General features: G+C 70.2%; 21 protein-coding genes and 3 pseudogenes. 12 read left to right on the top strand and 12 right to left on the bottom strand.

Going from position 1 to position 23,505, the window contains the following annotated elements; genetic code table 11:
• Positions 1-23: 23 nt before the first annotated feature.
• A complete protein-coding gene (locus ACFY0D_RS32725) occupies positions 24-791 on the bottom strand; it encodes a hypothetical protein (protein WP_390801579.1) in 768 nt (255 codons plus the stop codon).
• A 926-nt stretch (positions 792-1,717) separates the two neighbouring features.
• Between ACFY0D_RS32725 and ACFY0D_RS32720 the strand changes: the two genes are divergently transcribed.
• A complete protein-coding gene (locus tag ACFY0D_RS32720) occupies positions 1,718-2,452 on the top strand; it encodes a DUF1775 domain-containing protein (RefSeq protein ID WP_390801578.1) in 735 nt (244 codons plus the stop codon).
• An 86-nt stretch (positions 2,453-2,538) separates the two neighbouring features.
• Here ACFY0D_RS32720 and ACFY0D_RS32715 read toward each other — a convergent pair whose 3' ends face one another.
• The gene (locus ACFY0D_RS32715) at positions 2,539-4,443 is read right to left on the bottom strand and encodes a copper resistance CopC/CopD family protein (protein ID WP_390801577.1); all 1,905 of its coding nucleotides are present in this window, start codon (positions 4,441-4,443) and stop codon (positions 2,539-2,541) included.
• Between the two features lie 326 nt (positions 4,444-4,769).
• The gene (locus ACFY0D_RS32710) at positions 4,770-5,825 is read right to left on the bottom strand and encodes a CorA family divalent cation transporter (RefSeq protein WP_390801576.1); all 1,056 of its coding nucleotides are present in this window, start codon (positions 5,823-5,825) and stop codon (positions 4,770-4,772) included.
• Positions 5,826-6,082: 257 nt separating this feature from the next.
• Between ACFY0D_RS32710 and ACFY0D_RS32705 the strand changes: the two genes are divergently transcribed.
• Complete coding sequence (locus ACFY0D_RS32705; protein WP_390801575.1) at positions 6,083-6,397, top strand: hypothetical protein; 315 nt, start codon at positions 6,083-6,085, stop codon at positions 6,395-6,397.
• 31 nt (positions 6,398-6,428) lie between these two features.
• On the opposite strand, the gene ACFY0D_RS32700 is transcribed toward ACFY0D_RS32705, so the two are convergent.
• Positions 6,429-6,941 (bottom strand): universal stress protein, encoded by a 513-nt coding sequence (locus ACFY0D_RS32700; protein WP_390801574.1) that lies wholly within the window; start codon positions 6,939-6,941, stop codon positions 6,429-6,431.
• Positions 6,942-7,234: 293 nt separating this feature from the next.
• On the opposite strand from ACFY0D_RS32700, the gene ACFY0D_RS32695 reads away from it, so the two are divergent.
• Both ACFY0D_RS32695 and ACFY0D_RS32690 read left to right on the top strand, forming a co-directional pair.
• Positions 7,235-7,606: an SAV_915 family protein gene (locus ACFY0D_RS32695; protein WP_390801573.1), complete on the top strand. Its 372-nt coding sequence runs from the start codon at positions 7,235-7,237 to the stop codon at positions 7,604-7,606.
• A pseudogene (locus tag ACFY0D_RS32690) lies at positions 7,530-8,087 on the top strand (IS5 family transposase); the annotation flags it as partial. The gene ACFY0D_RS32695 and the pseudogene ACFY0D_RS32690, both read left to right, overlap by 77 nt.
• Here ACFY0D_RS32690 and ACFY0D_RS32685 read toward each other — a convergent pair.
• On the bottom strand, positions 8,087-8,593 hold the full coding sequence (locus ACFY0D_RS32685; protein WP_390801572.1) for a DinB family protein: 507 nt from the start codon (positions 8,591-8,593) through the stop codon (positions 8,087-8,089). The pseudogene ACFY0D_RS32690 and the gene ACFY0D_RS32685 sit on opposite strands and share 1 nt — an antisense overlap.
• A gap of 143 nt (positions 8,594-8,736) precedes the next feature.
• Here ACFY0D_RS32685 and ACFY0D_RS32680 point away from each other — a divergent pair, with 143 nt between their 5' ends.
• Entirely contained in the window at positions 8,737-9,396 is a 660-nt protein-coding gene (locus tag ACFY0D_RS32680) for an HAD family hydrolase (RefSeq protein WP_390801571.1), read from the top strand.
• Between the two features lie 21 nt (positions 9,397-9,417).
• Here ACFY0D_RS32680 and ACFY0D_RS32675 read toward each other — a convergent pair.
• Positions 9,418-10,199: pseudogene (locus ACFY0D_RS32675) on the bottom strand (transposase); the annotation flags it as partial.
• A 70-nt stretch (positions 10,200-10,269) separates the two neighbouring features.
• Here ACFY0D_RS32675 and ACFY0D_RS32670 point away from each other — a divergent pair.
• Positions 10,270-10,470 carry a hypothetical protein gene (locus ACFY0D_RS32670; protein ID WP_390801570.1) on the top strand — a complete coding sequence of 67 codons (201 nt, stop codon included), beginning with the start codon at positions 10,270-10,272 and terminating at the stop codon, positions 10,468-10,470.
• A gap of 12 nt (positions 10,471-10,482) precedes the next feature.
• Positions 10,483-10,977 (top strand): annotated as a pseudogene (locus ACFY0D_RS32665) (arylamine N-acetyltransferase); the annotation flags it as partial.
• A gap of 290 nt (positions 10,978-11,267) precedes the next feature.
• Here ACFY0D_RS32665 and ACFY0D_RS32660 read toward each other — a convergent pair.
• Entirely contained in the window at positions 11,268-12,926 is a 1,659-nt protein-coding gene (locus ACFY0D_RS32660) for a trypsin-like serine peptidase (protein WP_390801569.1), read from the bottom strand.
• Positions 12,927-12,930: 4 nt separating this feature from the next.
• Entirely contained in the window at positions 12,931-13,230 is a 300-nt protein-coding gene (locus ACFY0D_RS32655) for a hypothetical protein (protein ID WP_390801568.1), read from the bottom strand.
• A 239-nt stretch (positions 13,231-13,469) separates the two neighbouring features.
• Between ACFY0D_RS32655 and ACFY0D_RS32650 the strand changes: the two genes are divergently transcribed.
• Together ACFY0D_RS32650 and ACFY0D_RS32645 are read left to right on the top strand one after the other, a co-directional pair.
• A complete protein-coding gene (locus tag ACFY0D_RS32650; RefSeq protein WP_390801567.1) occupies positions 13,470-14,243 on the top strand; it encodes a hypothetical protein in 774 nt (257 codons plus the stop codon).
• A gap of 414 nt (positions 14,244-14,657) precedes the next feature.
• Entirely contained in the window at positions 14,658-15,605 is a 948-nt protein-coding gene (locus ACFY0D_RS32645) for a hypothetical protein (RefSeq protein ID WP_390801566.1), read from the top strand.
• A 574-nt stretch (positions 15,606-16,179) separates the two neighbouring features.
• Here the strand turns inward: ACFY0D_RS32645 and ACFY0D_RS32640 are convergent.
• Positions 16,180-17,244, bottom strand: coding sequence for a polyprenyl synthetase family protein (locus tag ACFY0D_RS32640; protein ID WP_390801565.1), 1,065 nt, complete (start codon positions 17,242-17,244; stop codon positions 16,180-16,182).
• Between the two features lie 225 nt (positions 17,245-17,469).
• Here ACFY0D_RS32640 and ACFY0D_RS32635 point away from each other — a divergent pair, with 225 nt between their 5' ends.
• From ACFY0D_RS32635 to ACFY0D_RS32625, 3 genes are all read left to right on the top strand, one after another.
• Entirely contained in the window at positions 17,470-18,273 is an 804-nt protein-coding gene (locus tag ACFY0D_RS32635) for a sulfotransferase family protein (RefSeq protein ID WP_390801564.1), read from the top strand.
• A gap of 122 nt (positions 18,274-18,395) precedes the next feature.
• Positions 18,396-19,589, top strand: a complete 1,194-nt coding sequence (locus ACFY0D_RS32630; protein ID WP_390801563.1) for a CaiB/BaiF CoA transferase family protein — start codon at positions 18,396-18,398, stop codon at positions 19,587-19,589.
• Positions 19,586-20,767, top strand: coding sequence for an acyl-CoA dehydrogenase family protein (locus ACFY0D_RS32625; protein ID WP_390801562.1), 1,182 nt, complete (start codon positions 19,586-19,588; stop codon positions 20,765-20,767). The genes ACFY0D_RS32630 and ACFY0D_RS32625 overlap by 4 nt, the downstream gene beginning before the upstream one ends.
• A gap of 185 nt (positions 20,768-20,952) precedes the next feature.
• Here the strand turns inward: ACFY0D_RS32625 and ACFY0D_RS32620 are convergent, their stop codons facing one another.
• The 3 genes from ACFY0D_RS32620 to ACFY0D_RS32610 are packed head-to-tail and all read right to left on the bottom strand — an operon-like array spanning position 20,953 to position 23,472.
• Positions 20,953-21,936: a phytanoyl-CoA dioxygenase family protein gene (locus ACFY0D_RS32620; protein ID WP_390801561.1), complete on the bottom strand. Its 984-nt coding sequence runs from the start codon at positions 21,934-21,936 to the stop codon at positions 20,953-20,955.
• Between the two features lie 34 nt (positions 21,937-21,970).
• Positions 21,971-23,257: a cation:proton antiporter gene (locus tag ACFY0D_RS32615; RefSeq protein ID WP_390801560.1), complete on the bottom strand. Its 1,287-nt coding sequence runs from the start codon at positions 23,255-23,257 to the stop codon at positions 21,971-21,973.
• A 5-nt stretch (positions 23,258-23,262) separates the two neighbouring features.
• A complete protein-coding gene (locus tag ACFY0D_RS32610; RefSeq protein WP_390801559.1) occupies positions 23,263-23,472 on the bottom strand; it encodes an MbtH family protein in 210 nt (69 codons plus the stop codon).
• Positions 23,473-23,505: the final 33 nt, after the last annotated feature.

Here is a 23,505-nt window from a genome sequence, read left to right as displayed (position 1 = left end):
CGCCCCGCCGACGAAGGCCGGTCTCACAGCCCCTGCGCGGCCCGAAGTCGCTCGATCTGCCGGAGGACGGGACCCTCGGCGAGGCTCGGGTACGGCTCCGGGCCCATGGCCGTCATGTCGACGATGCACACGCCGACCCGGGCCACGATGCGATCGAGGGCTTCGACGGGCTCGGCGGAGCCTTCCTCTTCGAAGGTCATCCGGATGTGGATCGTGTCCTCGGGGAACCCCGCTTTGTCGAGGTCCTCGTACCGCGCGGTCGCCTTGCGTTCGTCGGAGTCGTCCGAGGGGCACGCGGCGACGGCCGAGCGCAGCTGGGCAAAGGTCGTCGCTGCCCCTGTCCCCGTGTAGGACGCGAGGAACGTCATCTGCGGGCTCCCGGGTTCGCCGGAGTCGAAGGTCTGGGAGACAGCGGCCTGGGCGCCCTTCTGCCTGAGCAGGTCCCACATGGTGGGGCACGGGGCCGACGACGCTGCCGTCCGGGGCAGAGGTCTCAGCTCGGAGGAGTCCAGGTCCCGGATGCCGTGCTCGGGGTCCGGGACCCCGGCGGCCTCGCCCGGCTGCAGCGCGAGCTCCCGCAGCCGCGGGGTGTCGGGTATGGCGCCGACCGCCCCGCGCGTCGGCAAGGGAACGGAAGAGGACGGCGCCGGATCGGTCTGCGGCGCCGAGGGGGCCTTTTGCGTCCCTGCCGGTGCCTGTTCGGCCTTCACGGATGCCGGACCGCCGGAACACGCGGAGAGCACGATGCAGCACGCGGCCACCATCAGGACGGAGACATGGCGCTTGAGCATGAGAAAGGCCCCCCGGTGACAAGTCGATCAGGATGATCCGCCCCGAACAGTAGCCGTGCCCCCTGCCGTGTCTCCGACGGCCTTGGGGGCCACCCGTTCCCCGCCTGCGCCCGCTCGGCGAACCCGATCACACGGCAGACCGAAAAACTGTTTCACAATTGACAGTTGTGGGATCGCCGCGACGGGGGCGGTGGATGATGAGCGCGACATGGCCGGAGCCCGTGCACGGATGCGCTCGTGTCCGCAGCCTGCTGGGCGGAGCGGACGGTGGCTGCGGGCTGCCGTGTTCGCGCTGCTCAGCTCGGTGTTGGCCGTCGTAGCCCATCACCTGGCCTCGGAGGAGCCGGTTTCCTGGTGGCGGGCGGCGGTCGGGGTTCTGGCCGTATTCGCTCTCGCGTGGCCGGCGGCCCGTCCGTCCCTGCCTGGCCGGCACGTGCTTGCGGCGACCGGGCTGGCTCAGCTCCTCCTGCACGGGGCTCTGTCCCTGCGGCGGGATGTACGCCACGGGCACGCCGCAGCGCACGACGGTGTGCTGCGGGAGATCGGGCCCGCCCCGCACCACGCGGCGTGGGCCATGACGGCGGCCCATTGCGTGGCCACATGTGTGATGGCTCTGCTCATGTACCGCGCGGATGAGGTGCTGAGCCGTCTGCCGCAGACGGTGGGCCGATGGGCCCACGCGGCGGTTGCGCTTGCCGTCGCGGCTTTCGGCACAGGCCGCCGGCCGTGGTTCCGGCCTGGTCTGCGGGCGGTGCCCGTTGCGCTCGGCGGGCTTGCCGTACGGCCGGCGGTGATGACCTTGCTCTGTCACGCGGTGGTGCGTCGGGGGCCTCCTGCCGGATGTGCAGGAGACGTTCCCCTGATCCCGGCGGACTCCTCACCTGCAGGGTAAGGCCCGTCCCGCGTACCGAGAGGGTTTCTCCATCATGAACAGGTCACATACTCAACTCCCGTTCTCCAGGACGGCCTTCGCGGTCGCCTGCGCCCTGATGCTCCTCGGCGTGGCTGCCGGTCCCGCCGTCGCGCATGCCGAAGTCACCGCCTCCGATCCGCGCGCGCTCGCCGAGAACGTCACGCTGTCCTTCACCTCCGAGGCGGAGTCGGACACCGCAGGCATCGCGGAGTTGAAGGTGGTGCTCCCGAAGGGCATCGCGCCGGACGCCGTGACGCTCAAGGACGCTCCCAAGGAGTGGAAGCTGACGGCCACCCCGGACGGGTACGCGATCGGTGGCCCGGCTCTGGCCACCGGCACCGATGCCGAGTACAGCATCACCGTGCGCCAGCTGCCCGACGAGAAGTCCCTGGTCTTCAAGACCCTGGAGACCTACGGCGACGGAAAGGTCTCGCGCTGGATCGAGGTGCCCACCGGCGGCGAGAAGGTCGACAACCCGGCTCCCGTGCTTGAGCTGAAGGCGGCGGCCCCCGGAGCCAAGCCGATCGCCCCGAGCCCCTCGCCGTCCCCGACGCCGAGCGCCGCCCCGTCCGTCCAGCCGTCGGCTGCGCCGCCATCGGCTCCCGTCGCGTCCGCCGGCGCGCAGGCGACGGGCGAGGAGGCGGCGGGCAACAGCACCGGCGCCATCGCCGGCACGGTTGCGGCCGTGGTTCTGCTCGTCGCTGTCGGCGCCTTCTGGTGGGTGCGTCGCAGCCGTAGCCGAGCCTGACCGACACGATCGGGGCCGGCACGCGGCTCACGCCGTGCGCCGGCCCCGATCGCGCGTGGGTCCCGTGCGTGCTCCTCCTGCGACGACTACGTGATGCGGACGGTCTCGCGCACGGTGACCTGGTCGATGTCGGTGGTGCGCACGGTGATGTTCAGGGTCCAGACACCGGGCATGGGCAGCTGCAGGTCGTAGGTGGCCCAGTACCCCTTCTGGTTCTTGAGCTTGGCGTCCAGCGGGCCGATTCCGAGGTCGTCCTGGGTGAGGGTGAGGCGGAGTTCGGGGACGGTGGCGAGGCCGCCGTCCGCGGTGAACACGACGGCTTCGACGGTGTTCTCGCCGACGCGTCCCGGCGCCAGTGTGATCTGGACCGTGCCGTGCTGGTTGGCCGTCCCCATGTCGAACGGGACCGTGACCACCCTCGTCTGCGGCTCCTGAGCCGTGGCCGCCGGGGCCGTATCGGCGGCGCGGCTGGGCTGGGTTCCGGTGAGCAAGGTCGTGATCGCCAGGACCACGACACCGAGTACGGCTTCGACGGCCACCGTGCGGCGCAGGCTGCGCCGGTATCCGTCGGCCTCGACGACGGGCGGCTCGATGCCGTCCCCCGGCTCACCCCCGGCGGGTGCGTCGGACGTACCGCTGTGGTCGGTCGCGAGGAGGGAAGGCGGCGCGCCGACCGTCTGTACGGCACTCACCAGCTCAGGCTCGGGCACCGCCTGCGGTTTCGCGGCCGATGGCGCCTGGTGAACGAGCCGGGCCGTCCAACGGCGGGAGAAGGACGCCGCGCACAGCACGAGAACCACGGCGGCGGTCTTCACGGCGAGCGTCCGGCCGTACGACGTGGTGGACAGCGCCTCCCACGAGCCGACCTGCCGCCAGGACTGGTACATCCCCGTACCGACCAGTACGGCGACGGCGGTGAAGGCCAGGGTGGAGAAGCGGCCGATCGCGGACGCCGGGATGTCGCGACTGCCGGGCCCTCGACGCCGAAGGCAGACCGCCAGCGTGATCAGGCCGCCCAGCCAGACCCCCATGGCCAGCAGGTGCAGCACGGCGACCGGAATGGCCAGCGGCACCTGGATGCCGGCGGCGGCATGTTCCGCCGAGGCCCAGGTGAAGGCCAGGGCCAGGGCGAGAACCGCACCGCCCAGGCGGACGCCGGCTCCGAGGCCCCTCAGCGGCAGCGGCGATCCGTCGTCGTGACGGTCGAGTCGTACGGCGGAGCGCCTCAGCAGCACAGCGGCCACCGCGAGCAGTACGAGCCGTGCGATCAGTGCGATCCCAGGCTTCCCGGTGACGGTCCGGCCCAGCTGAGACGGATCGAACGCCGATGTCAGCGCGCCGGCCGTCTCGTACGGGCCGCGCAGCAGCAAGAGGGCGACGGTGGACGCCACCAGTGCCGCCCAGCCGACGGCCAGCACTCTGCGTACGGGGCGGAGCGCGCCTGCGGTGGGCCAGCACACGAGGACGAAGGCGACAGCTCCGACGAGGAGAGCGAGTCCGCTGTAGGCGACGTAGCGGAAGAAGCCGTACAGCCGGCCGGCCGCCGTGTCCTCGGGCGAGCCCGTCGCCACCACGGCATCGGTGCCGGACGGTTGGCCGATGGAGAAGACGAACGCGCCCGAGATCGGGTGGCCGTCGGCGGAGACGACGCGCCAGGCCACCGTGTAGGTGCCCTGGGGGAGCTTGTCGGACAGGTCTACCCGTGCGGTGTTCTCCTTGCCGTCCGCGTGCTGGGCCGGACGCGGGTTGGCGCGCTCGTTCTCCGGAGACAGCACTCTCAGTGAGTCCTCGGAGAAGGTGACCGACTCCGTGAAGGTGAGGGTGACCTGTTTCGGGGCCGTCTCAAGGACGCTGCCTTCCGCAGGATCGGAGCCGCTGAGGCCGGCGTGCGCGAAGGCCGGGCCCGCCGCGCCGAGGATCAGGGCGAGCAGTGCGGCGGCCAGCGCCAGGACGGTCAGTGACGTCCTCGCGGGAGGTGATGCGGTGTGCATGAACAGTCAGTCTCCGAAGTGGCGGTCGTCAGCGGCGGCACCGCCGCCCGGAACTCGGTCCTGCGGGGCAGCGGTCGGACGGTGGGGCTCACTGGGGCGACAGGAGGGACTCGGGCAGGGCTGCAGGTCATGACGGGATGTGGACGATAGTGCTGCCGGCTTCGGGACGGAGCCGGTTAAGCAACTTCGGCTAAAGGGCGGCACGGAAAGGCTCAGCCCGGGGCACGTTCCTGTATGGAGCGGGCGGGCAGGGCGTGCGGGGCGGGACGAGCAGCCCCGGCCGCAGCGTTCGTCCGCGAGGGTGAGGCCGATCGCCTGTGCCGTCTTCACTTCGTGGAGGCTGCCGGGGCGTGCCGGCCGACACGGCTCACCTCGGGCATCGGCGGGGTCGGCCGGCTTCGGCGTCGGCGCAGCCAGACGTACAGCATCAGGCACGGCAGGAGCACACCGAGGACGGTGAGGGTGAGGAACGCCGTGAAGCTGCTGATGTGGGTCACCAGCCAGCCGAAATTCTGCCCGAAGAAGCCGACCACGAAGGACAGCGGGAGGAACACGCTCGCGAGGATCGTGAGCCGTTCCATCGTGGCGCTCTGCCGAAGGTTGATCTTGTTCTGCTCTACGGAGATCACCGCGATGTTCGCTTCCAAAACGGTGGTCAGGAGGTCGCGTTGGGCGGCGACCTCCTCGTTGACCAGCAGCAGGTGATCGTGCACGTCACGGATGTACGGCCGGAGCGCGGGCGGCGTCCTGCCGGGCTGCAGCCGCCGCGTGAGCACGGCGAGCAGCGGGTGCACGGCCCGGTAGAAGTCGGTGGCCTCGCGGCGCAGGGAGTAGATCCGCTCGGTCGGGGCGACCGCCCCGGAGAACACCGTGGCTTCGATCTGCTCGATGTCGCGCTCCAGTTCGCCGACGACCGGCGAGTAGCTGTCGACGACCTGGTCGAGGATCGCCCACAGTGTGGAGGCGCTGCCGGTCTTGAGGAGTTCGGGGCGGCTTTCGAGCCGGCTCCTGGCTTCGTGCAGCTCGCTCGCGATGCCCTGGCGAACGGTGATCACGAAGTGGTCGGCGAGGAAGATGCTGATCTCGCCGGTGTCGATCTCCTCGCGGTCGTCGTCGTAGCGTGCCGTGCGCAGGATGATCAGCTCGGTGCCGTCCTCGTACTGCTCGGCCTTCGGTCGCAGGTGGTAGGCCGAGGCGTCCTCGACGGCGAGCTCGTGCAGTCCGAAGATCTCGCGGACCCGGTCCAGCTCCTCGGGACCCGGTTCGAAGATGCCGAGCCAGACGAATCCGCCTTGCCGGCAGCGTGCGGCCGCCTGTTCCAGTGGCATCGCGCCCTCGTCCTGTCGACGCCCGTCGCGGTAATGTGCGCAGTCGACGATCATGGCCTTCCTCCTCACGGCCGACCGATGTGCGCCGCCTCGTGCCCGCCGGGGCGTGGCGCGCCGTACAGGCCTCACAGCAATAGATGCTCCTCCGCCTCGGCGGAGATGTCCTCGCAGCCGATCGCGGCGGCTTCCCTCCCGGGTCGATTTCGCTGGTCGCGGGGACGTGAGCGCGGATGTGCCCATGGACGCTTGATGCGGCCGGTGACATGATCACGCAAGCGTCCGGCACGGGTCCGGCGTGCAGGAGAGAGATCATGAAGCTGTACCTCGTCGCACCTCTGGTTCTCGTCGCGCTGCTCATCGCCGCCTCGGGGGTGGCGGCGGTCACCCGCGGCTGGGTGCTCCCCGTGAACCGGCGCCACATCCGCAGCCCCCGCCTCTACGGCTCGGGCCAGCTGGTGACGGCCTTCGCGCTGTGCTGGCAGGTGGTCTTCGGGCTGGTGATCAGCGACTCCGCCACCCGACTGTGGGGCGCCCTGACCGGCGGCGCGATGCTGGTCGGCGGACTCGTCGTGATGCTGGCGGGCCAGTTCACGGGTGGCGGCCAGCAGGGCGGCGGCGCGCTTTGAGGCGGCCGCCGGACGCCCCGATCCGGCAGGCTCAGGGGGCTAGCTCGCGGGGGTCCAGCGGAATCCTCCAGGCGTTGCGGCGGTGCACGGATTCCAGCTCGGCCTGGAGCGGGGACGGCGGAACCGCCAGGACGGGGCAGGCAGCGTGCGCCATGCAGTAGCGGGCCACCGAGGGGCGGACGAGGCGGCGCCACACCGTACGGGATCCCGTGCCGACCACCAGGAGGTCCTCCGGGTCACGGGCCGTGTCCACCAGGGCCGCGCCCGGTGTCCCCCGTACCGTGAGGCCCGCGAGGGTGACACCGGGTGTCACGGCACCGAAGGCCGTGTCGAGAACCTCGCGCAGTCTTTCGACCACCGCGGCACGGCATTCCGCCAGAGCAGCGGGCCCGAGGCCGTTGCGGCTCCCGAGTTCGCCGCCCGGCGGCTGCCAGGCCAGGACGGCCCACAGCTCCGCGTCACGTGCCCGGGCCTCTGCGGCGGCCTTGTGCAAGGCGGCCAGACTCCCCGGGGTGCCCGTAGCACCGACCACGACTTTTCGCACGGCCTTCCCTCTCCTCGGCGTTCACCAGCTCTCATGGAAAGCCGCGGCAGAGGCCGAGGAGGCGGTATTGACGGCTTTCTCACGCGGATGTCCCCACCCCATACGAAACCCTGATGCCGGCCCGGTCCGGGAGCCGTCAGTGATCCGTATGGACTTGGTCCGCCGCCGTCAAGGTCCCGTCATGGGGTGGCCGCAGGGGCGGGCGGGCGGGGATAGCTTCGTTGTCGCGCCCCGGACCGCCTCCCCGCATCCGGGGCCTCAACCGTCACTCGTGGTTCCTCTGGGAGGGCCTCATGTGTTTGTTCCAGTACGAAGACGACCCGGAGCCTGAAGAACGCGTCCCGGCCGGGCCCTTGTACGTGCCGGTTCTGCCGGGAAGGGCGGAGGTGGTGGTACGTCTGTTCCGCACCCCGCTGGGAGCGCGTACCGCCGTGGGCTTCACCAGCGCGGAACGGCTGGCCGCGACGCTCGGCGCCGGCCAGCGCTGGATCCGGCTCTGCGAGTCCGCGCTCCGCGCGATGGCCGGACCGATCGGAGCGTCGCTGCTGACCGTCGACCCGACCCTCACCGCACCCGCGGTGACCGGGCCGGCCGAGGAGGCGGCTGCCCTGGCGGTCACCGCTCCCGTCACGCAGGCTCCCGAGACCGTTGCCCGGACCGTCTGAAGGGAAACAGGGACAGTTCGTCGGTCCATGGAAGACGGTGTACGAACGGCACAGACGCTAGTCGGCGGACGGCACCTGGGACAGGATCTTCGCGGCCGTCCTGGCCGACGCCGACGCGGAAGGCCGGATCGACTGGCCGATGGTGAGCGTCGACTCGACCTCCTGCCGCGCCCATCAGCACGCCGCCGGCGCTCGTAGGAAACCGCCACGAGTGCCGGGAAAAGACGCACGCCCCGGCAGCACCGCCCAGACGAGGGACTCGGACGCTCCCGGGGCGGCCTGACCTGCAAGTTCCACCTCGCCGGTGAGGGCGGACGCCACCCCCTGGCCCTGCTTGTCACTCCGGGGCAGCGGGGCGACGCTCCGCAGCCCATCCCGGGTCGTGGAACGCATCCATGTCGCCCGCCTCGGCAGCGGGCACCCACGCACCCGGCCCTACCACCTCGGGGGCGACAAGGCGTACTCCTCCCGCCGCAACCGCTAGTCGCCGGTCTGGCCGTCGAGCATCTCGCGCAGGATGTCCAGGTGGCCGTTGTGGCGGGCCGTCTCCTCGGTGAGGTGAAGGAGGATCCAGCGCAGGTCGACATGGAGACCGTCGCGGACGGCTCCCTTGGCCTGGGTGTCCAGGCTGTTCCCGGCGACCAGTTCGCGGTAGCGGGCGCTCTGTTCGGCGTATTCGTCGAGCAACTGCGTGAGCGGGAAGTCAACGGCGATACGCATCTCGCGGTCGGGGTCCTCATCGGTCCAGGGGCCCCGGTCTTCTTCGCCGAGGAGGACCACCTGGAACCAGTAGTACTCGACCCAGCGGAGGTGGTTGATCAATCCGCTCATGGTCATCAGCGGTGAGCCCGGCAGGAGCGCCTTGCGGGCGTTCTCCGCGGAGACGCCATCGCACTTGGCGCGGGCGGTGTCACGTGTGTAGTCGAGAAACGTGGTGAGCTGGGTGCGCTCGTCCCACGCGGGCGGCGTGTCGTCGATTCTGGTCATCGCGCGAAGCGTCCCCGATCACGCGACCGATGTCGAAGTGTTTTTCGACGGGCCCGACCTGTTCCACCTGGTGCTGTGACCGGAAAGGTTCACCGGGCAGACGCACCTGGCCAGGGCCATGGGCGGATGATCTACTGGCCGTCATGGCGACGCTGCTGATGCTGGATCTGGACAACACGCTGATCGACCGCGATGCGGCTTTCAGGTCCTCGTGCTCGGCCGCGCTGGCGCAGCACCGCTTGCCGGCCGCCGAGGTGGAGTGGCTGATGGCGGCAGATGCCAGCGGCTACACCCCGAGGGAGACACTCGCCCGTGCCATGTCGGAGCGGTACGGGCCTCGCATACCCGAGAAGGCCGTCGCGACCCTCCTGGCCGATGGCGGGGCGGACCGCGTCACACTCCCACCCGCCACCCGCGAGGCCTTGACGCGGGCTGCGGCGGTCGGCTGGCACAGCGTGATCGTCACGAACGGGCGGACGAAACAGCAGGAGACGAAGATCCGCAACAGCGGCCTCGACGCGCTGGTCCACGGCTGGGTGATCTCCGAGTCGGTCGGCCACAAGAAGCCCGCCCCGGAGATCTTCCGTGCGGCGGCGGCGCTGGCCGGCGCCGGCCTGGAGTCCGCCTGGATGATCGGCGACTCCCCGGCGGCGGACATCGCAGGGGCCCACGCGCTGAGCGTTCGCAGCGTATGGGTCTCCCCAGACCGTCCCTGGCGGGCCTCCGGCTTCGGGCCCACCCACACAGCGCCGGACGTGGCGGCGGCGATCACACACGTACTCGAAGCGGGACCCGTCCGTTGATGCTGAGGCCTGGGGATCGAGGAGCCGTCCGCCCCAGCGGATGCGGGCGCGTTCGCGTCGTTGGGCTGCGAGGACGTCGGGGTGGCGGGCGTTGTTGTTGCGCCAGCGCAGGTAGGCGTGCAGGGCCAGGGTCTGGACGGTGTGGTTGGGGTGGTGGGGGTGGTGGGAGTTGGCCAGGGTGAACTGCCGCAGGGGTCCGAAGTGGGCATCGATGGGGTTGGCCCAGGACGCGTAGGTCGGGGTGAAGCACAGCTCGACCTTGTTCTTGGCCGCCCACCGTTTCATCCGCCGGTTCGTGTGGGCGGAGAGGTTGTCGAGGATCACGTAGATCGGGGCGCCGTCCGGACGAGCGGCCCGGATCGTCCGCATGGCCGCCCAGGTGCGGTCGATGCCCTTGCGTCTGTGGTTGACGCCCCACATCTGGTCGTCGCCGACGGGGTAACAGCCGTGGAAGTAGGTGATGCCGTGGGTGCGGTGGGACGTCGCCGGCAGCCGGTCGGGGCGGGAATGCGGGCGAGCTTGGCGTCGAAGTCCGGGTCCGGGGACTCCTTCCAGGTTTTCGTGCGCTGGAAGGAGATCCCGCGGCGGGCCAGTAAGCAGCGCAGGGCCTTTCGGCCGATCCGGACGGGCCGGGCCATGTTCCTGCGGAGGTGATCGGTGAGCTTGCGGATCGACCAGCGGGTGAAGGGCTTGCCAAGGTTCCTCGGTCGGGTGGTGGCCGTCTGGACGACGAAGTCTTCGTCGTCATGGTTGAGCAGGCGGGTACGGCCTCCCGCCCACCAAGGGTCCAGGCATGCAGCGCCGGTGGGCGGCCCGGCGGGATCCGCCGGACAGGCCCTCGGCTGATCATCCGTTCGGACGGTGAGGGGGAGCATGATCGACGTCGACGGGTATCTGGCCGTGCTGGAGGTGGCCCGGCCGACGGAGCCGACCGCCGAAGTGCTGCGGGCACTGCATCGGGCGCAGGTGGAACGGGTCGCCTACGAGACCCTCGGCAACCGACTGGGACGGCCGACGGGCATCGGCGCCGCGGAATCCGTGGCCCGAATCCTGCGCGGGCGCGGCGGCTGCTGATTCCACCTCAACGGCGCCTTCGCCGCGCTGCTGACGGCTCTCGGATACGACGTGACCCTGCACCGGGCCGGGGTGCAGGGCGAGATCGAGGACCGCACGGGCCCGGGCGGCGACCATCTCGCGCTCACCGTGGGAATCGACGGCGAACGGTGGCTGGTCACGGCGATGGTCTTCGCGCCGGAGCTCGTGGAGCTGTCCTCCTTCGCTGCGGAGCATCACCGGCTGTCCACTTCCCCCGAGTCCGGATTCGTCCGGGTTCTCCAAGCCCGGCTCCGCGACGCCAAGGGCGTGGACATGACGCGTGGTTGTGTGCTGCGCCGGATCGACGCCGAAGGCACGTGCGAGCGGACCATCGACTCGGCCGACGACTGGTACGACGCACTGGCCGACGTGTTCCATCTGAACCTGGCCGACGTCAACGCCTCCGCGCGAGCGGCGCTGTGGCGCCGCGTCCACACCGCACACCAGGGGCGGGAGTCCGAAGGTCAGCGTGCAGCAACGCCCTGACGGGACCATCGGCTCACCGGTTCCCGCGCGCTGCGGGCGGTGCACAACGTCAGCTTGACGCTCGGTTTGCGGAAGGGGAGCGGGTCGCGGGCGGTGACCGGATTGACGACGGGGCCGACCCCGTGTGGGTGGGTCGGCCCCGTCGTATGCGGCACTCACGGGGTATTCACAGCGCTGCTGCATTCCTGCGCTGCGAAGCCACCGGCATGCCGAGGAGTGCGCCGGTGATCCGGTTGGTTCTGGACCCCACGGTGGTGCCTGGTGTGCTCGCAGTGGGCAATCAGGGCCGGTCAGGCGGGCGGGGAGATCATCCGCTCGGTGCCGAGGTTGTTCTTGCGGGTGTCCTGGTACATGGTGGTCTCGCCGTCGGACCAGCGGATCATGAGGTCGTTGGTGAGTCCGTCACTGGTGAACTGCCCGGTGGTCATGATCACGCTGTGGGTCCAGGTCTTGTTGGGGCCGTGGATGGGCTGCTCGCTGCCGAGGCCGCCGGTGGTGGTGCCGACGTAGTTGTTGAGCGCGCCGCTGGACCAGCGGACCATGAGGTCCCATTTCTGGTTGCCCGAGTACTGCCCCGCGGTCAGCAGGGTGGCGTCCTTCCAGGTGCTGTTGGGGTCCTTGAGCTTGTACTCCTGGCCCATGGTGCCGGCGCTCACGTTGGTGAAGAGGCTGAGTTCGCCGTCGGACCAGCGGACCATGAGGTCGGTGACGTAGGTGGCGGCGTTGAAGCGGCCGGCGGCGATCTGGGTGGCGTGGCTCCAGATGGATCCTGAAGGAGCCATTTCGATGCCTGCGCCGAGGCCGTTGGAACCGACGTCGCCGTGCAGGGTCATCCGGCCGTCGTCCCAGCGCACCATCAGGTCGAACTCACCGGTGCCGGTGAAGTCGCCGGCGGTGATGGTGGCGACCGGTTTCCACCCGGCGTTGGGTGCCAGGAGCTGACGCTCGCGGCGGAAGCCGCCGTTGCCGTCACCGGGGTAGAGCGTGGCCTCGCCGTCGGTCCAGATGACGAGCAGGTCGCTGTGCCCGGTGCCGGAGAAGTCACCGGCGGAAATCTGCTTGGCGTGCTTCCAGGTCTCGCCGCTTCCCGGCAGGACCGGACCGTCCGTCGGAGGCTGGAAGGTGCCGCGATGGACGTTCTTCGGTCCGATGCCGTTGCTGGCGTCGTTGTACAGGTCCTGGGCGTCCTTGCCGTAGAGCGGCGAGTACGAGATCGAGTCGACGTCGCCGCCACCGCCCATGCCCCCGACGTTTCCTATCACCTCTCCCGTCTTGGCCGAGGCGTTGTATCCCCTGATCCAAGGACCGCCGGAGACACCACTGTAGTAGCCGCCGCACTCCATCTGCATCTGCCGGAACCCATGCAGCCGCCGGGTGGGCACATCACAGCGGATGGCCTTGTGCTGGCTGTTGTCGCTGGCGCGGGCCGGGTAGCCGATGACCGTCACGTTGTGGTCGTACGACGTCGACGTGGTGAAGGTGAGGCCGCCGACGACGTCCTCGACCGCGCCCTTGCCGTTGGGGGCGACGGTGACGAAGGCGAAGTCCAGGTCCGAAACCGCAGCCCTCGTCTGGCCCGTGTCGGGGTAGCGGGGGTCCTTGTAGACCTCGCCGACCGTGAAGAGCCCCCACGGCTGGTTGGCCGGGATCTTGAGGAACTGGTACTGCGGCACGAAGATGCGGTTCTTGGCCGCGTTCAGGCCGTTCGCACAGTGCCCCGCGGTGAGCACCAGGCTCTTCCCCTTGCTCCGCACGACGCTGCCGGTGCAGTAGGTGGCGTTACCACCGACCGGCGTGCCGTCGAAGAAGAACGTCCCCACCATCGGGAGGCCGTCGAAGTGCGCGGCGTGGGGCGTGCCCTGCCCGCCAGCGGCCGTCGAGTCGGGTGCTGACGGAGCTTTGGCGGGCCCGGCGCCGCGGGCGGCGTCGATGGGCTTGGCCTGCGCCATCCGCTCAGCCGTCCAGTACTGCTCGTCCGGGGTTGAGGCCGGGGAAGCAGGGGGCGAGGTGGGGGTGGGGGTGGACGCGGAGGGAGAGGGGGGAGCGGACGCCGGTGGTGCGGCCGGAAGGGGAGGCTTCGAGGCGGAGGGCGTGGAGCGGGGTAAGCCGGAAGGGCTGGGTGTGGGGGGCGACGACGAGGCCGAGGGTGAGGGGAGCCTCGTGCCGGCCGGAGAAGGAGCGGCCGACGCCGCCAGGGCGGCGGGGGCGGCGAGCAGCACGGTACTGGTGCCGAGCGCGAGTGCGGTCAACCATTTTGATCTCAATGACTTGCTTCCTGAGCGCAGTGATGACGCCTGTCATCGCTGTGTGTTAGTGCGTCAGTTCGACGAAGAGGGCAGAGTAGGCAGTGGTGTGAAAGATCGTCAACGAGTCCAGACAGGCGACAAATGAAGCGATTACGGGCATGGATCGGCGCGGCAGTCCTGGCGATTCCGCTGGTCATGTCACTCGGTGCGGAGGGCGTGCAGGCCGCTCCGCTTACGGATGCGCCCTTGCCGCTGGAGAGTGGCGCCGACCGGCAGGTCCGGCCTGGAGAGCAGGTCAGCGTCTCGGTGGGCCTGCAGGACGCCGTCGGCAACGGCGACAGGGTCTTCTCCGAAGCGTTCACCGCCGATGGCCGGATGAGGATGGACGATCCGCACGTCACCGCGGTCATGACGATCTCCTGCACCGCTGCGCCCGGGTCCTACGAGGTGCGCATCGGATCAGGTGGGGACCCGAACCCCTCCGAGGTCACACGGCTCTGGGGAAAGGTCCGGGTGGCTCCGGCCGAAGAGACGGAGCGTGCGGCGTGCGCGAGGCGGGTCTCCGAGCTGCCGCCCCCGCCCCAGGAGGAGCGCTGGCCCGCGGATGCGGAGTGGCCCGCGAGCCCATGGGACGTGCGGTCGGTGCGGGCCGGCGGGGAGATGACGGCCACCGACGGCCTGGGGATGGGCGGCGACGGAGGCGTCACGTTGACCTCGTCGGTGTTCACGCGGCCGGTGGTCATGTACGGAGCGAAGAGGGTCTCCGCGGTCGTCCGTATCAAGTGCGACGCGGAGCCGGGTCTCTACACCGTGGTCTGGCGGGAGAAGGGGAAGCCGTCAAAGGTCTGGGCCCGGCTGCGCGTGGAACCCGCAGCCCCTGACTGCCACGACCCCGCCCCTACGCCGGCCGACATGCTCAAGCGCGCGGCACCCTGGCTGGCGGCAGGCATCTGTGCTGCCGCGCTCGCGGTAGGGGTACGCGCCTTGAAGCGGAGGCGGCGTGCCCATCCTTCCGGGTGACGGTGAAGCGCGGGCTCCGCGCGCTCCGGAAAACGAGCGGTGGATGCGGTACGCCAGAGCCGGGTGCCCACATTCCGGTTATTCCTGCCACGCCATAGAAGAATGAAGGGTTCCATTTCCGAAAGCAGCCGAGTCGGCGATATAGGCGCGTCGCTCACCATGGCTGAAACGATTCCAGAAATGACTTGAAACGCGGCCTGGGCAGGTCTGCCCAGGTCGCTGGACCAGGCCAGGCCGACGACCCGCCGGATCGGGGCGGGCGCAATGGTATTTATTGCGCCACAGCGGCTTGAAATCACCCGCGTTTTCGCGGGAACCTCAGTAAGTGCTCAAATCTGTTGATCATCCCGCGAAGATCGATAGTGTTCATTCTGTTCCACCGAACCAGACACTCAGCCGATCAGGGAAAATAACTTGAAGTTCAAGAATTCGGTTCATGCCGCACTGCTCACCACAGCACTGATAGCCGGAACCGCAGCCCCGGCCTTCGCCGACGGCAATCCCTCCGCCAGTGCGGCGGACCAGGCCGTGGCCGCCGTGCAGAACGCCACCGGTACCACCGACGTCGCCCCCGGCAGCACCACGGGCACGGTCATGGCGACGGACCGCGGGCTTGTCACCGTGACCACCCCGGCCAGCGCTGAAGGTCGGGTGACCGTGGCGGCCTCCGACGGCTCCGCGGTGACGATGTCCTTACCCGCAACGGTCGACGCCGCGGGTACCACCTCGGCGGCCGGCACCACCGTCTATCCCAACGCGGCCGCGCACACCGACCTCGCCACGCAGGCCACCGTCGGCGGCGGCGCCCGCGCCCTGGTCACCCTCAAGGACGCCAAGGCCCCCACCACTCAGCGCTTCGACCTCGGCCTGCCCGAGGGCGCCACCCTGGTCGCCGATGGAGCCGGCGGCTACGACATCGTGACCTCGGCAAACGGCGCAGGCCGCGTCGCCCGCGGCCACATCGACGCCCCCTGGGCGAAGGACGCGAACGGCAACCCCGTCCCCACGAGCTACAGCCTCGACGGCAACACGCTCGTCCAGACCATCCAGACCGGCCACGACACCGCCTTCCCCGTGGTGGCCGACCCCCACTACACCTGGGGCGTGATCACTGGCACCGTGTACTTCAACAAGGCGGAGACCAAGGTCCTCGCCCTCGGCGGAACCGTCGTGTCCTGGATACCTCACCCGGCCGCGGTCGTCGGGGGCCGAAGCCTCGCGGGGTTCGCGGGGGTCGCGGTCGCGACCGATCGATGCGTCAAGATCAAGGTCAACCCGGGACTCGGGGTCCTTTCGCCGGCGGCCGCCCTGGCCGGAAGCGGCTATTACAGCGGCAGCGGCGGCGACGGATACTGCAGGTGAGCGGACCGGCAGCCAATTGATCCCGAAAAGGGACCGCTGCCGACCGTAGCGGCCGGAGCGAGGCACTCCGGCTTCGATTTTGAAAGGTTGCGGAGTGAATTATCTCACCGCTCTGGCGTCGGCCGCTTTCGGATCCACCACATATCTGGTGACTTTCTCGACTGTAAGCCGACTGAAGCAGCTGTCCCCGCGCACTAAGGTCACGGGCCTGGTGGTGACCGGCACAGTTTTGTGCGCGGTTATCGGAATTATCGTGTTGGCGAGCCGGAGTGTCACACTCGGGTTCATCGTAGGCGCGGCCCTGACACCGCCCGTACACCGGTGGATCCTGCAACGGCGCAAGCAATAGCGCAGTCATGCGCCGGTTCTGAGCCTGCCACGTAAATGACGAAGCTCCGGTTGAACGGGGTGACCTTCCCAAGTCACCCTGAACCACCGGAGCTTCGTCGTGCCGCCAGTCTGCCACCGTGACCGCGGGCTTCCCGGCCGAGTGATCGGCCTCATGACCCAGGTGCGAGACCACCACGGTCTGGAACACCCGCCGGTCGGCGCCCCGCCGGGCCGGTCCGTCCCGTCAGCCGGTGCGGTACGCCGCCTCCGCGGCCATGCTGCGCAGTTCTGCCGCCCACTCGGCGGCAAGGGCCTTGCCTACGGCCCGGCCGGCCGCGTCCACGCGCTCCGCGATGACGGCCTCCACGCGGTCACGGACGCCGGCGGCGACGAGCAGGTCGTGCAGGACGTCCGGGTCCGGTGCCGTGCCGTCTTCGGCGAACAGCGCCCGCACCGCAGGCACGTCCCGCAGAGCGAGGGACATGAGCAGGGTCATCTTGTGCTGCGTGAAGTCCAGCCGGGCAGGCTTGCCGGTGAGCTCCGCGTCGCCGAACACGTCCAACAGGTCGTCCCTGAGCTGGAAGGCCTCCCCCACCGCCAGCCCGTACTCCTCGAACGGCGCGAGGAGCTCCTCCCCTCCTGCCAGTGCGGCTCCGAGCGCCAGCGGACGGTAGACGGTGTAGCGGCCCGACTTCAGCAGGGCGATCCAGCGGGCCCGCTGCGGATCCGCGCTGAACCGGGCCGCGCCGCGCAGGTCGAGGAACTGCCCGACCATGAGCTCGGTGCACAGTTCCGCCCAGATGCGGCGGGCGTGCGGGGGGCAGTCGGCGAGCAGGCGCTCCGCGTAGACGAGAGCGAGGTCCCCGGCGAGGACGGCGACCGCCTCGCCGTACCGGCGGCCCTCGCCCCGCCAGCCGCGCCGGTGGTGCAGCTCCTCGTGGACCACGTGTGCGGTGGGTCTGTTCCTGCGCCGGTCCGATGCGTCCATCACATCGTCGTGCAGCAGGGCGAAGCTGTGCAGCAGCTCCAGTGCCGCCGCGACGTCGACGACGACCGGGTCGTCCGGGTCGCCACCGGCCGCGAGGTGGCCGGCGATGCAGAAGGCGGGCCGCATCCGCTTCCCCCCGCTGCCGAACATGTCCGCGATGCAGTCGAGGAGTTCGTGAGAGGCCGGCTCGACCGCCGCCCACCGCTGCTGTTCGGCAGCGAGGAACTCCTCGATCCGCCGCTCCACCCGGCCGAGCAGCCGGTCGAGCTGCCGGCGGGCGGAGGCATCGGTCGTGTTGCTCGGTGAGAGTGTGGAGGGCATCTGGGACTCCTTGATGCGGTACACGGCAGGGAGGTACAGGCATTTCTCGCATGCGTCCGGCCCGCCCGGAAGAGGCAGCTTCGGGATACAGGGCAGGTCCAGTCGCGGCCCGGTCCCGCCTTGTAGCGTCCACGGACCGCCGGCCGGGTGGCCGAACGCCGCAGTGCGCCCCGGCCGCCCCGGGCGGATCCTCGCCCACCCAGAACGACCTGCAAGGAGCTCGTCTTGGACACGCCCGTGGACGCCCGCACCGAATCCGCCCCCCGACTCGTGGAATCCCCGGTATTCGTCATCTCGACCGTACGGTCGGGGTCGACGCTGCTGCGGTGCGTGCTCGACACGCATTCCCAGGTGTACGCCGGCCACGAGATGCACCTGGGAGGGTTCCGGGTCGCCGTCGAGACCCCGCCCGCGGTGGCTGCGGCCGACGAAATGGGGCTGTCGGCCACCGAGCTGGAGCACATGCTCTGGGACCGGATGCTCCATCACCAGTTGCAGGCGAGCGGGAAGAGCATCCTGGTGGAGAAGACGCCGGGGAACGCCGGCATGTGGCGGCGCATATCGGCGTGCTGGCCGCACGCCAAGTACATCTTCCTGCTCCGCCACCCCCTGCACGTGCTCGACTCACTGGCCGAGATCTTCCGCGGCCAGCTGGCGGACCGGGCGCTCCCGTACAGCGCGCAGGAGGTGGAGGAGAAGATCCGCACCAGTGCGCTCGAACAGATCTCCCCCATGATCGGGGCGGTGGCCGAGGCCCGCGCCCACCTGGACGGCATCACCGTCCGCTACGAGGACCTGACGAACTCTCCGGAGAGCGTCACCAAGGCCCTCTGTGAGTACCTCGGAATCCCGTGGGAGGCCGCCATGCTGGAGTACGGGAGCCACGACCACGGCCCCTTCCGGATGTTTCTCGGCGACTGGCACGAGAAGATCTCCTCCGGGGTGATCCAGCCCCACCGCCGGCTCCCGTCCCCCGACGAGGTGCCCGAGGACCTCGCCGACCACTGCAGGGCCCTCGGCTACATGTAGCACCCGGTCACCGGCAGCGGCCCGTACAGACGCTGTCAAGCGGCCCGAGCCCTGCCGTCGATACCTTGCGCCTCCTGGCCGCCCTCGCAGGGAGGGCGGCGGGTGCGAGGAGGTAGGTGCTGATGACGGTCGAACCGACGACTGGCTGGCCGGGCCTGCGCGGGCTGCGCGTCCTGGACCTTTCGCGGCTGCTGCCGGGAGGCTTCGCCACGCTCATGCTGGCGGACCTGGGCGCTGACGTCATCAAGATCGAAAGCCCGGACGGGGGCGACTACGGCCGGACCGTCGACCCCGACACGTTCGCCGCGCTGAACCGCAACAAGCGGTCCGCGGTGCTGGACCTGCGCGAGCGGGCCGGCCGGGAGACCCTCCTGCGCCTGGTGGAGCGCAGTGACGCGGTGGTGGAGAGCAACCGTCCGGGGGTCCTCGCGGGCCTGGGGCTCGGCTACGGGCGGCTGCGTGCCGCCAATCCCCGGATCGTGCTCTGCTCGATCAGCGGCTACGGCCAGACCGGCCCGTACGCGGGGCGGCCCGGCCACGACCTGAACTTCCTCGCCCTGTCCGGCTTCTTCGCGGTCCCGCACCGCCCGGACGCGGTCGTCGACCGGGTCGGCATACGGGTCGCGGACATGGCGGGTGCCATGTACGCGGCGTTCGCCATCACGGTTGCGGTCACCGCGGCACGGACCACGGGCGAGGGCCAGCACCTCGACGTGTCGCTGCACGAGGCCGCCGCGGCCTGGTCCGGCGCGCTCGCGCCGCCGCTCCGGGAGGACCGGCACCCGGTCGACAGCCCCCTCGTCACGGGGGACAACGACGTGTTCCTCCTCTCCGACGGACGCCGGATCGCCCTCGCGACCTTCGAGGACAAGTTCTGGCTCGCCTTCCGCCAGGCTCTCGTCGCCGACTTCCCGGAACTGGCCGACAGCAGGTACGACCGCCGGGCGGACCGGACGCGCGCCAAGAGGCAGGTGCGGGAGCTGCTCACGGGGATCTTCGCCCAGCGCGACCTGGCCTGGTGGACCGAGGCCCTCTCCGCACTCGACCTGCCGTGGGCGCCCGTGTACGAGAGCACCTCCGAGGTCCTCGCGGACGGACACGTGGCGGCCCGCGGGCTCGTGGGCACCCTGCCCGGCTCCGACGGCGAGCCTCCCAGGCACCAGGTGCGCTTCCCCGTCGTGTTCGGCTCCGGCCTCGACTCCCTGCGCGGTGCCGCTCCCGGGCACGGTGAGCACACCGCCGAGATCCTGGCGTTGCTCGACGCCGAGCCGGACGCCGGACGAACCGGCCGGGGTACGCAAGGAGCGCGGTCTTGACCGGCAGCACGTCCGCGGACGGGACCGGTGCGGCGGACGCCCTGTTCCTGGAGAGCGCCGAACAGCGGGCGCTGCGCGCGGCCGTCGCCGGGCTCGCCGGACACCGCACCCGCTCGGCAGACGGCCGGTGGGCCGAGGAGCTGTGGGCCGAGGCCGGGAAGCTGGGCTACCTCGGGGTCAATCTGCCCGAGGAGTTCGGCGGGGGCGGCGGCGGGATCACCGAACTGGCCATCGTGCTGGAGGAGCTGAGCGCGGCGGGCTGTCCCCTGCTGATGCTCGCCGTGTCGCCGGCCATCTGCGGCACGATCATCAGCCGGTTCGGCACCGCCGAGCAGAAGCGGCGGTGGCTTCCCGGCCTGGCCGACGGTACGGTCCGGATGGCCTTCGGTATCACCGAGCCCGACGCGGGGTCCAACAGCCACCGCATCACCACCACCGCGCGCCGGGACGGCGCGGACTGGCTCCTGACCGGCCGCAAGGTCTTCGTCTCCGGCGTGGACACGGCCGATGCCACGCTTGTCGTCGGCCGCGCGAGCGGGGGCGCGGACGGCAGGCTGAAGCCGTGCCTGTTCATCGTGGAGCGCGAGACGCCCGGATTTGAGTTCCGCGAGGTCGAGATGGAGCTGTCGGCCTTCGAGAAGCAGTTCCAGCTCTTCCTGGACGACGTCCGGCTGCCCGCCGACGCTCTGGTGGGCAACGAGGTGGCGGGACTGCCGCAGTTGTTCGCCGGGCTCAACCCGGAGCGGGTCATGATGGCCGCCTTCGCCGTCGGGATGGGCCGGCACGCCCTGGACACGGCGGTGGAGTACGCCCGTACCCGGCAGGTCTGGTCGGTTCCGATCGGCGCCCACCAGGCGATCGCCCACCCGCTGGCCCGGATCCGCATCGAGCTGGACCTGGCGCAGCTGATGATGCGCAAGGCGGCCCATCTGTGCGACCGCCGGCTCGAAGACGCTGCCGCCGAGGCCGCCAACATGGCCAAGTACGCCGCGGCCGAGGCCGCCGCCGGGGCCGTCGACCAGGCCGTGCAGACCCTGGGCGGCAACGGGCTCACCGTCGAGTACGGCCTCGCCTCGCTGCTGGCCCTCTCCCGGGTGGCCCGGATCGCCCCGGTCAGCCGCGAGATGGTCCTCAACTTCGTGGCACACCACACCCTCGGTCTGCCGAAGTCGTACTGAGCACAGCCGAACGAAGGCGTGTCCGGGCTCCCGGGCACGCCTTCCGCGTGTGCGCCGCCCACCGGAGCGGTCCGTGCGGCCGGAGGGCGGCGGCACGGCCGGACACCCCGGCCCGGGCGTACCGGGTCGGGGTGTCGTGGGTGGCGGCTGGTGGGTGGTGGGTGGTGGGTGGTGGAACCGGTCGGTCAGAGGTAGGTGTTGGCCGGGTTGAAGCCTTCGCCCAGCACCGGGATGCACTTGTGCCGGCTGATGTCGAGGTTCGACCCGTCGTAGGTGTCGCCCGTGGCGCGCTGCGGGTAGACCCAGGTGTCGCCCAGCGTGTATCGCGCGTTCACGGCGAGCCGGAGCTTCGCATCCGGCTTGGAGGCGCGGGAGCGGTGCATGCAGCGCTCGCTGAAGATGATGTACTCGCCCGCGTTCATCGGCATGGTCTCGGTGTCCCCGGGGCGGACCTCGAAGGGCTCGGTGACCACGGCGAGCAGGCTGGCGCAGCGCTCGGTCAGGAGGTCGAAGAGGTCGTCGAGCGAGTGCTGGTCCGGGTCCACGCCGTCGAACACCCGCCGGGTGTCGATGTCGAGGATCAGGCTGTTGTTCTTGGCCCGGGTGAGCAGCTCCTCCTTGGACTTGATGCGGTTGCGCGGGTCGACGTAGGCACCCGACTCGGTGAGGGTGACCATCCGCTTGGGGTAGGCCGAGCGCTGCGAGCCCTTGACGAACTCCATCACCCCGTCGTCGTCGGAGACGTCGGTCAGCGGCAGCCAGAGCGTCCAGCCCCACTGGCTCGACGGGTTCATCGGGAAGAGCGCGGGCCGGTGGCCGCCGATCTCCTCGCCGTCGAAGTACCCGTACTCCTGGTGCCAGTCGATCGCGCCGTCGCCGGGGAACTTCTCGAAGAGCTTGCTGCGCCACAGGACGAGGGAGTCCGCCCCGGTGGCCTCCTCCAGCGACTTGATCAGCTCGGGTGCGGTCAGGAGTTCGCGCACCTTCTCGTTGACGAGGTGCCAGTCACGGACCGAGTACCGGTCGTACAGCGGGTGGAGCGGCTGGTTGTCGAGCACGTCGCGGAAGAACTCGCGGAGTTCTCCGATGGTGTCCTCGGAGGCGAAGCGCGGGAACGGTCCGGCGAATCCGTTCGTCGCCAGTGCTTCGCGGGGGGAGGTGGTGGTCATCTTCATGCCTTTCAGCAGGATGGGTTCAGGTGGGTCACGGGACGCGTACGGCGTCCGGGGCGGCGGTCGGCACTTCCTTCGCCCGCCGCTTGCGCTGCAGCTTCTCGATCAGGCTCAGGCCGGGGCTCGTCATGACGGTGGTGACCACGGCCACGACGACCAGCTGGGCGAACACGGTGCTGGTGAGCAGGCCGGCCTCCAGGCCGATGTTGAGGGCGACGAGCTGGATCAGGCCGCGCGTATTCATCAGCACGCCGACCTGGGCCGCCTGCGCCCAGTCCCGGTCGTGCCACAACTGGGCGGCCGTGCAGGCTCCGAGCTTGCCGAGCACGGACGCGGCCAGGAAGAACAGCACCCCGCTCACCATGGCGACGGAGCCCAGGAGTTGGATGTCGGTGCGCAGGCCGGTGTAGACGAAGTAGAAGGGCAGCAGCACCCCGACGGCGAAGGGCCGCACGGTCGCCGTCCACCGGGACAGCGCCTCGCTCTTGGGGAAGGCCAGGCCGAGTGCGAAGGCACCGATCACCACGTGGAGGCCGAGGAACTCGGTGACCGCGCACGCGGCGAACAGCAGGGCGCAGACCAGGGTGAGGAAGCCGGTGGCGGTGTCCTGCCGGTCTTCGGACCGGGCGAGGTAGTGCCGCACGGCCGGGCGTACCACGCCGAACAGGAGGGCTGCGAAGACCGCGAAGCCCAGGGCGGTGACGAGGGGGCTGACCGCACCGGACGCCGTGAGGGTGAGTATAAGGCCGATGCCCAGCCAGGCCACGACGTCGTCGATGGCGCCCGCACCCAGGGCGATCGTGCCGGTCCGCGAGCCGAGCAGGCCGCGCTCCTCGATGATGCGGGCCAGCATGGGCAGCGCCGTGATGGAGACGACGATGCCGATGTAGAACACGCCCGAGGTGCTGCCGGCCTCGGGCACCATGTCCGGCCGGCTGCTGAACAGCCAGGCGGTGACACCGATTCCGAGGACGAAGGGCACCGAGATGCCCGCCAGGGAGACGGACAGGCACCGCCGGAGCAGTCCGCCGCCCTTGGACAGCGAGCTGCTGAACTCCAGTCCCACGAGGAACATGTAGAAGGCGATGCCCATCTGGCCCAGGGCGTACAGGACCGGACGCGACTGGTCCGGGAACATCCACTTCTGGGCGTCCGGCAGCAGCAGGCCGAACAGCGAGGGGCCGAGCGCGATACCGGTGAGCATCTCCGCGACCACGGGCGGCTGGTTCAGCCGGGCCAGGACCGCGGTGAGCAGCCGGCACACGACGATCATCGTGACCGCGCACAGCAGGAACTTCGTCAGAAGCTCGGCAGACATGCCCCTCAGCCGCCCATCGCCGCGATGAGGCTCTTGGGACGCATGTCCGTCCAGTTCTGCTCGATGTGGTCGAGGCAGGCCTGGCGGGTGTCGGCCGACTTGGCCACGTCCCAGCCGTCCGGGACCTCGGCGAAGTCCGGCCACAGGGAGTGCTGGCCCTCGTGGTTGACCAGGACCAGGTAGGTGCCCTCGGGGTTCTCGAACGGGTTGCTCATGACGTTACTCCTTGATCGGAACGGAAGAAGGGT

Source organism: Streptomyces sp. NPDC001502 (assembly GCF_042894785.1).
GTDB classification, from domain to species: Bacteria; Actinomycetota; Actinomycetes; order Streptomycetales; family Streptomycetaceae; genus Streptomyces; species Streptomyces kutzneri.
Note: the sequence above shows the minus strand (reverse complement) of the source record. Positions and strands in the feature narration are given on the sequence as shown.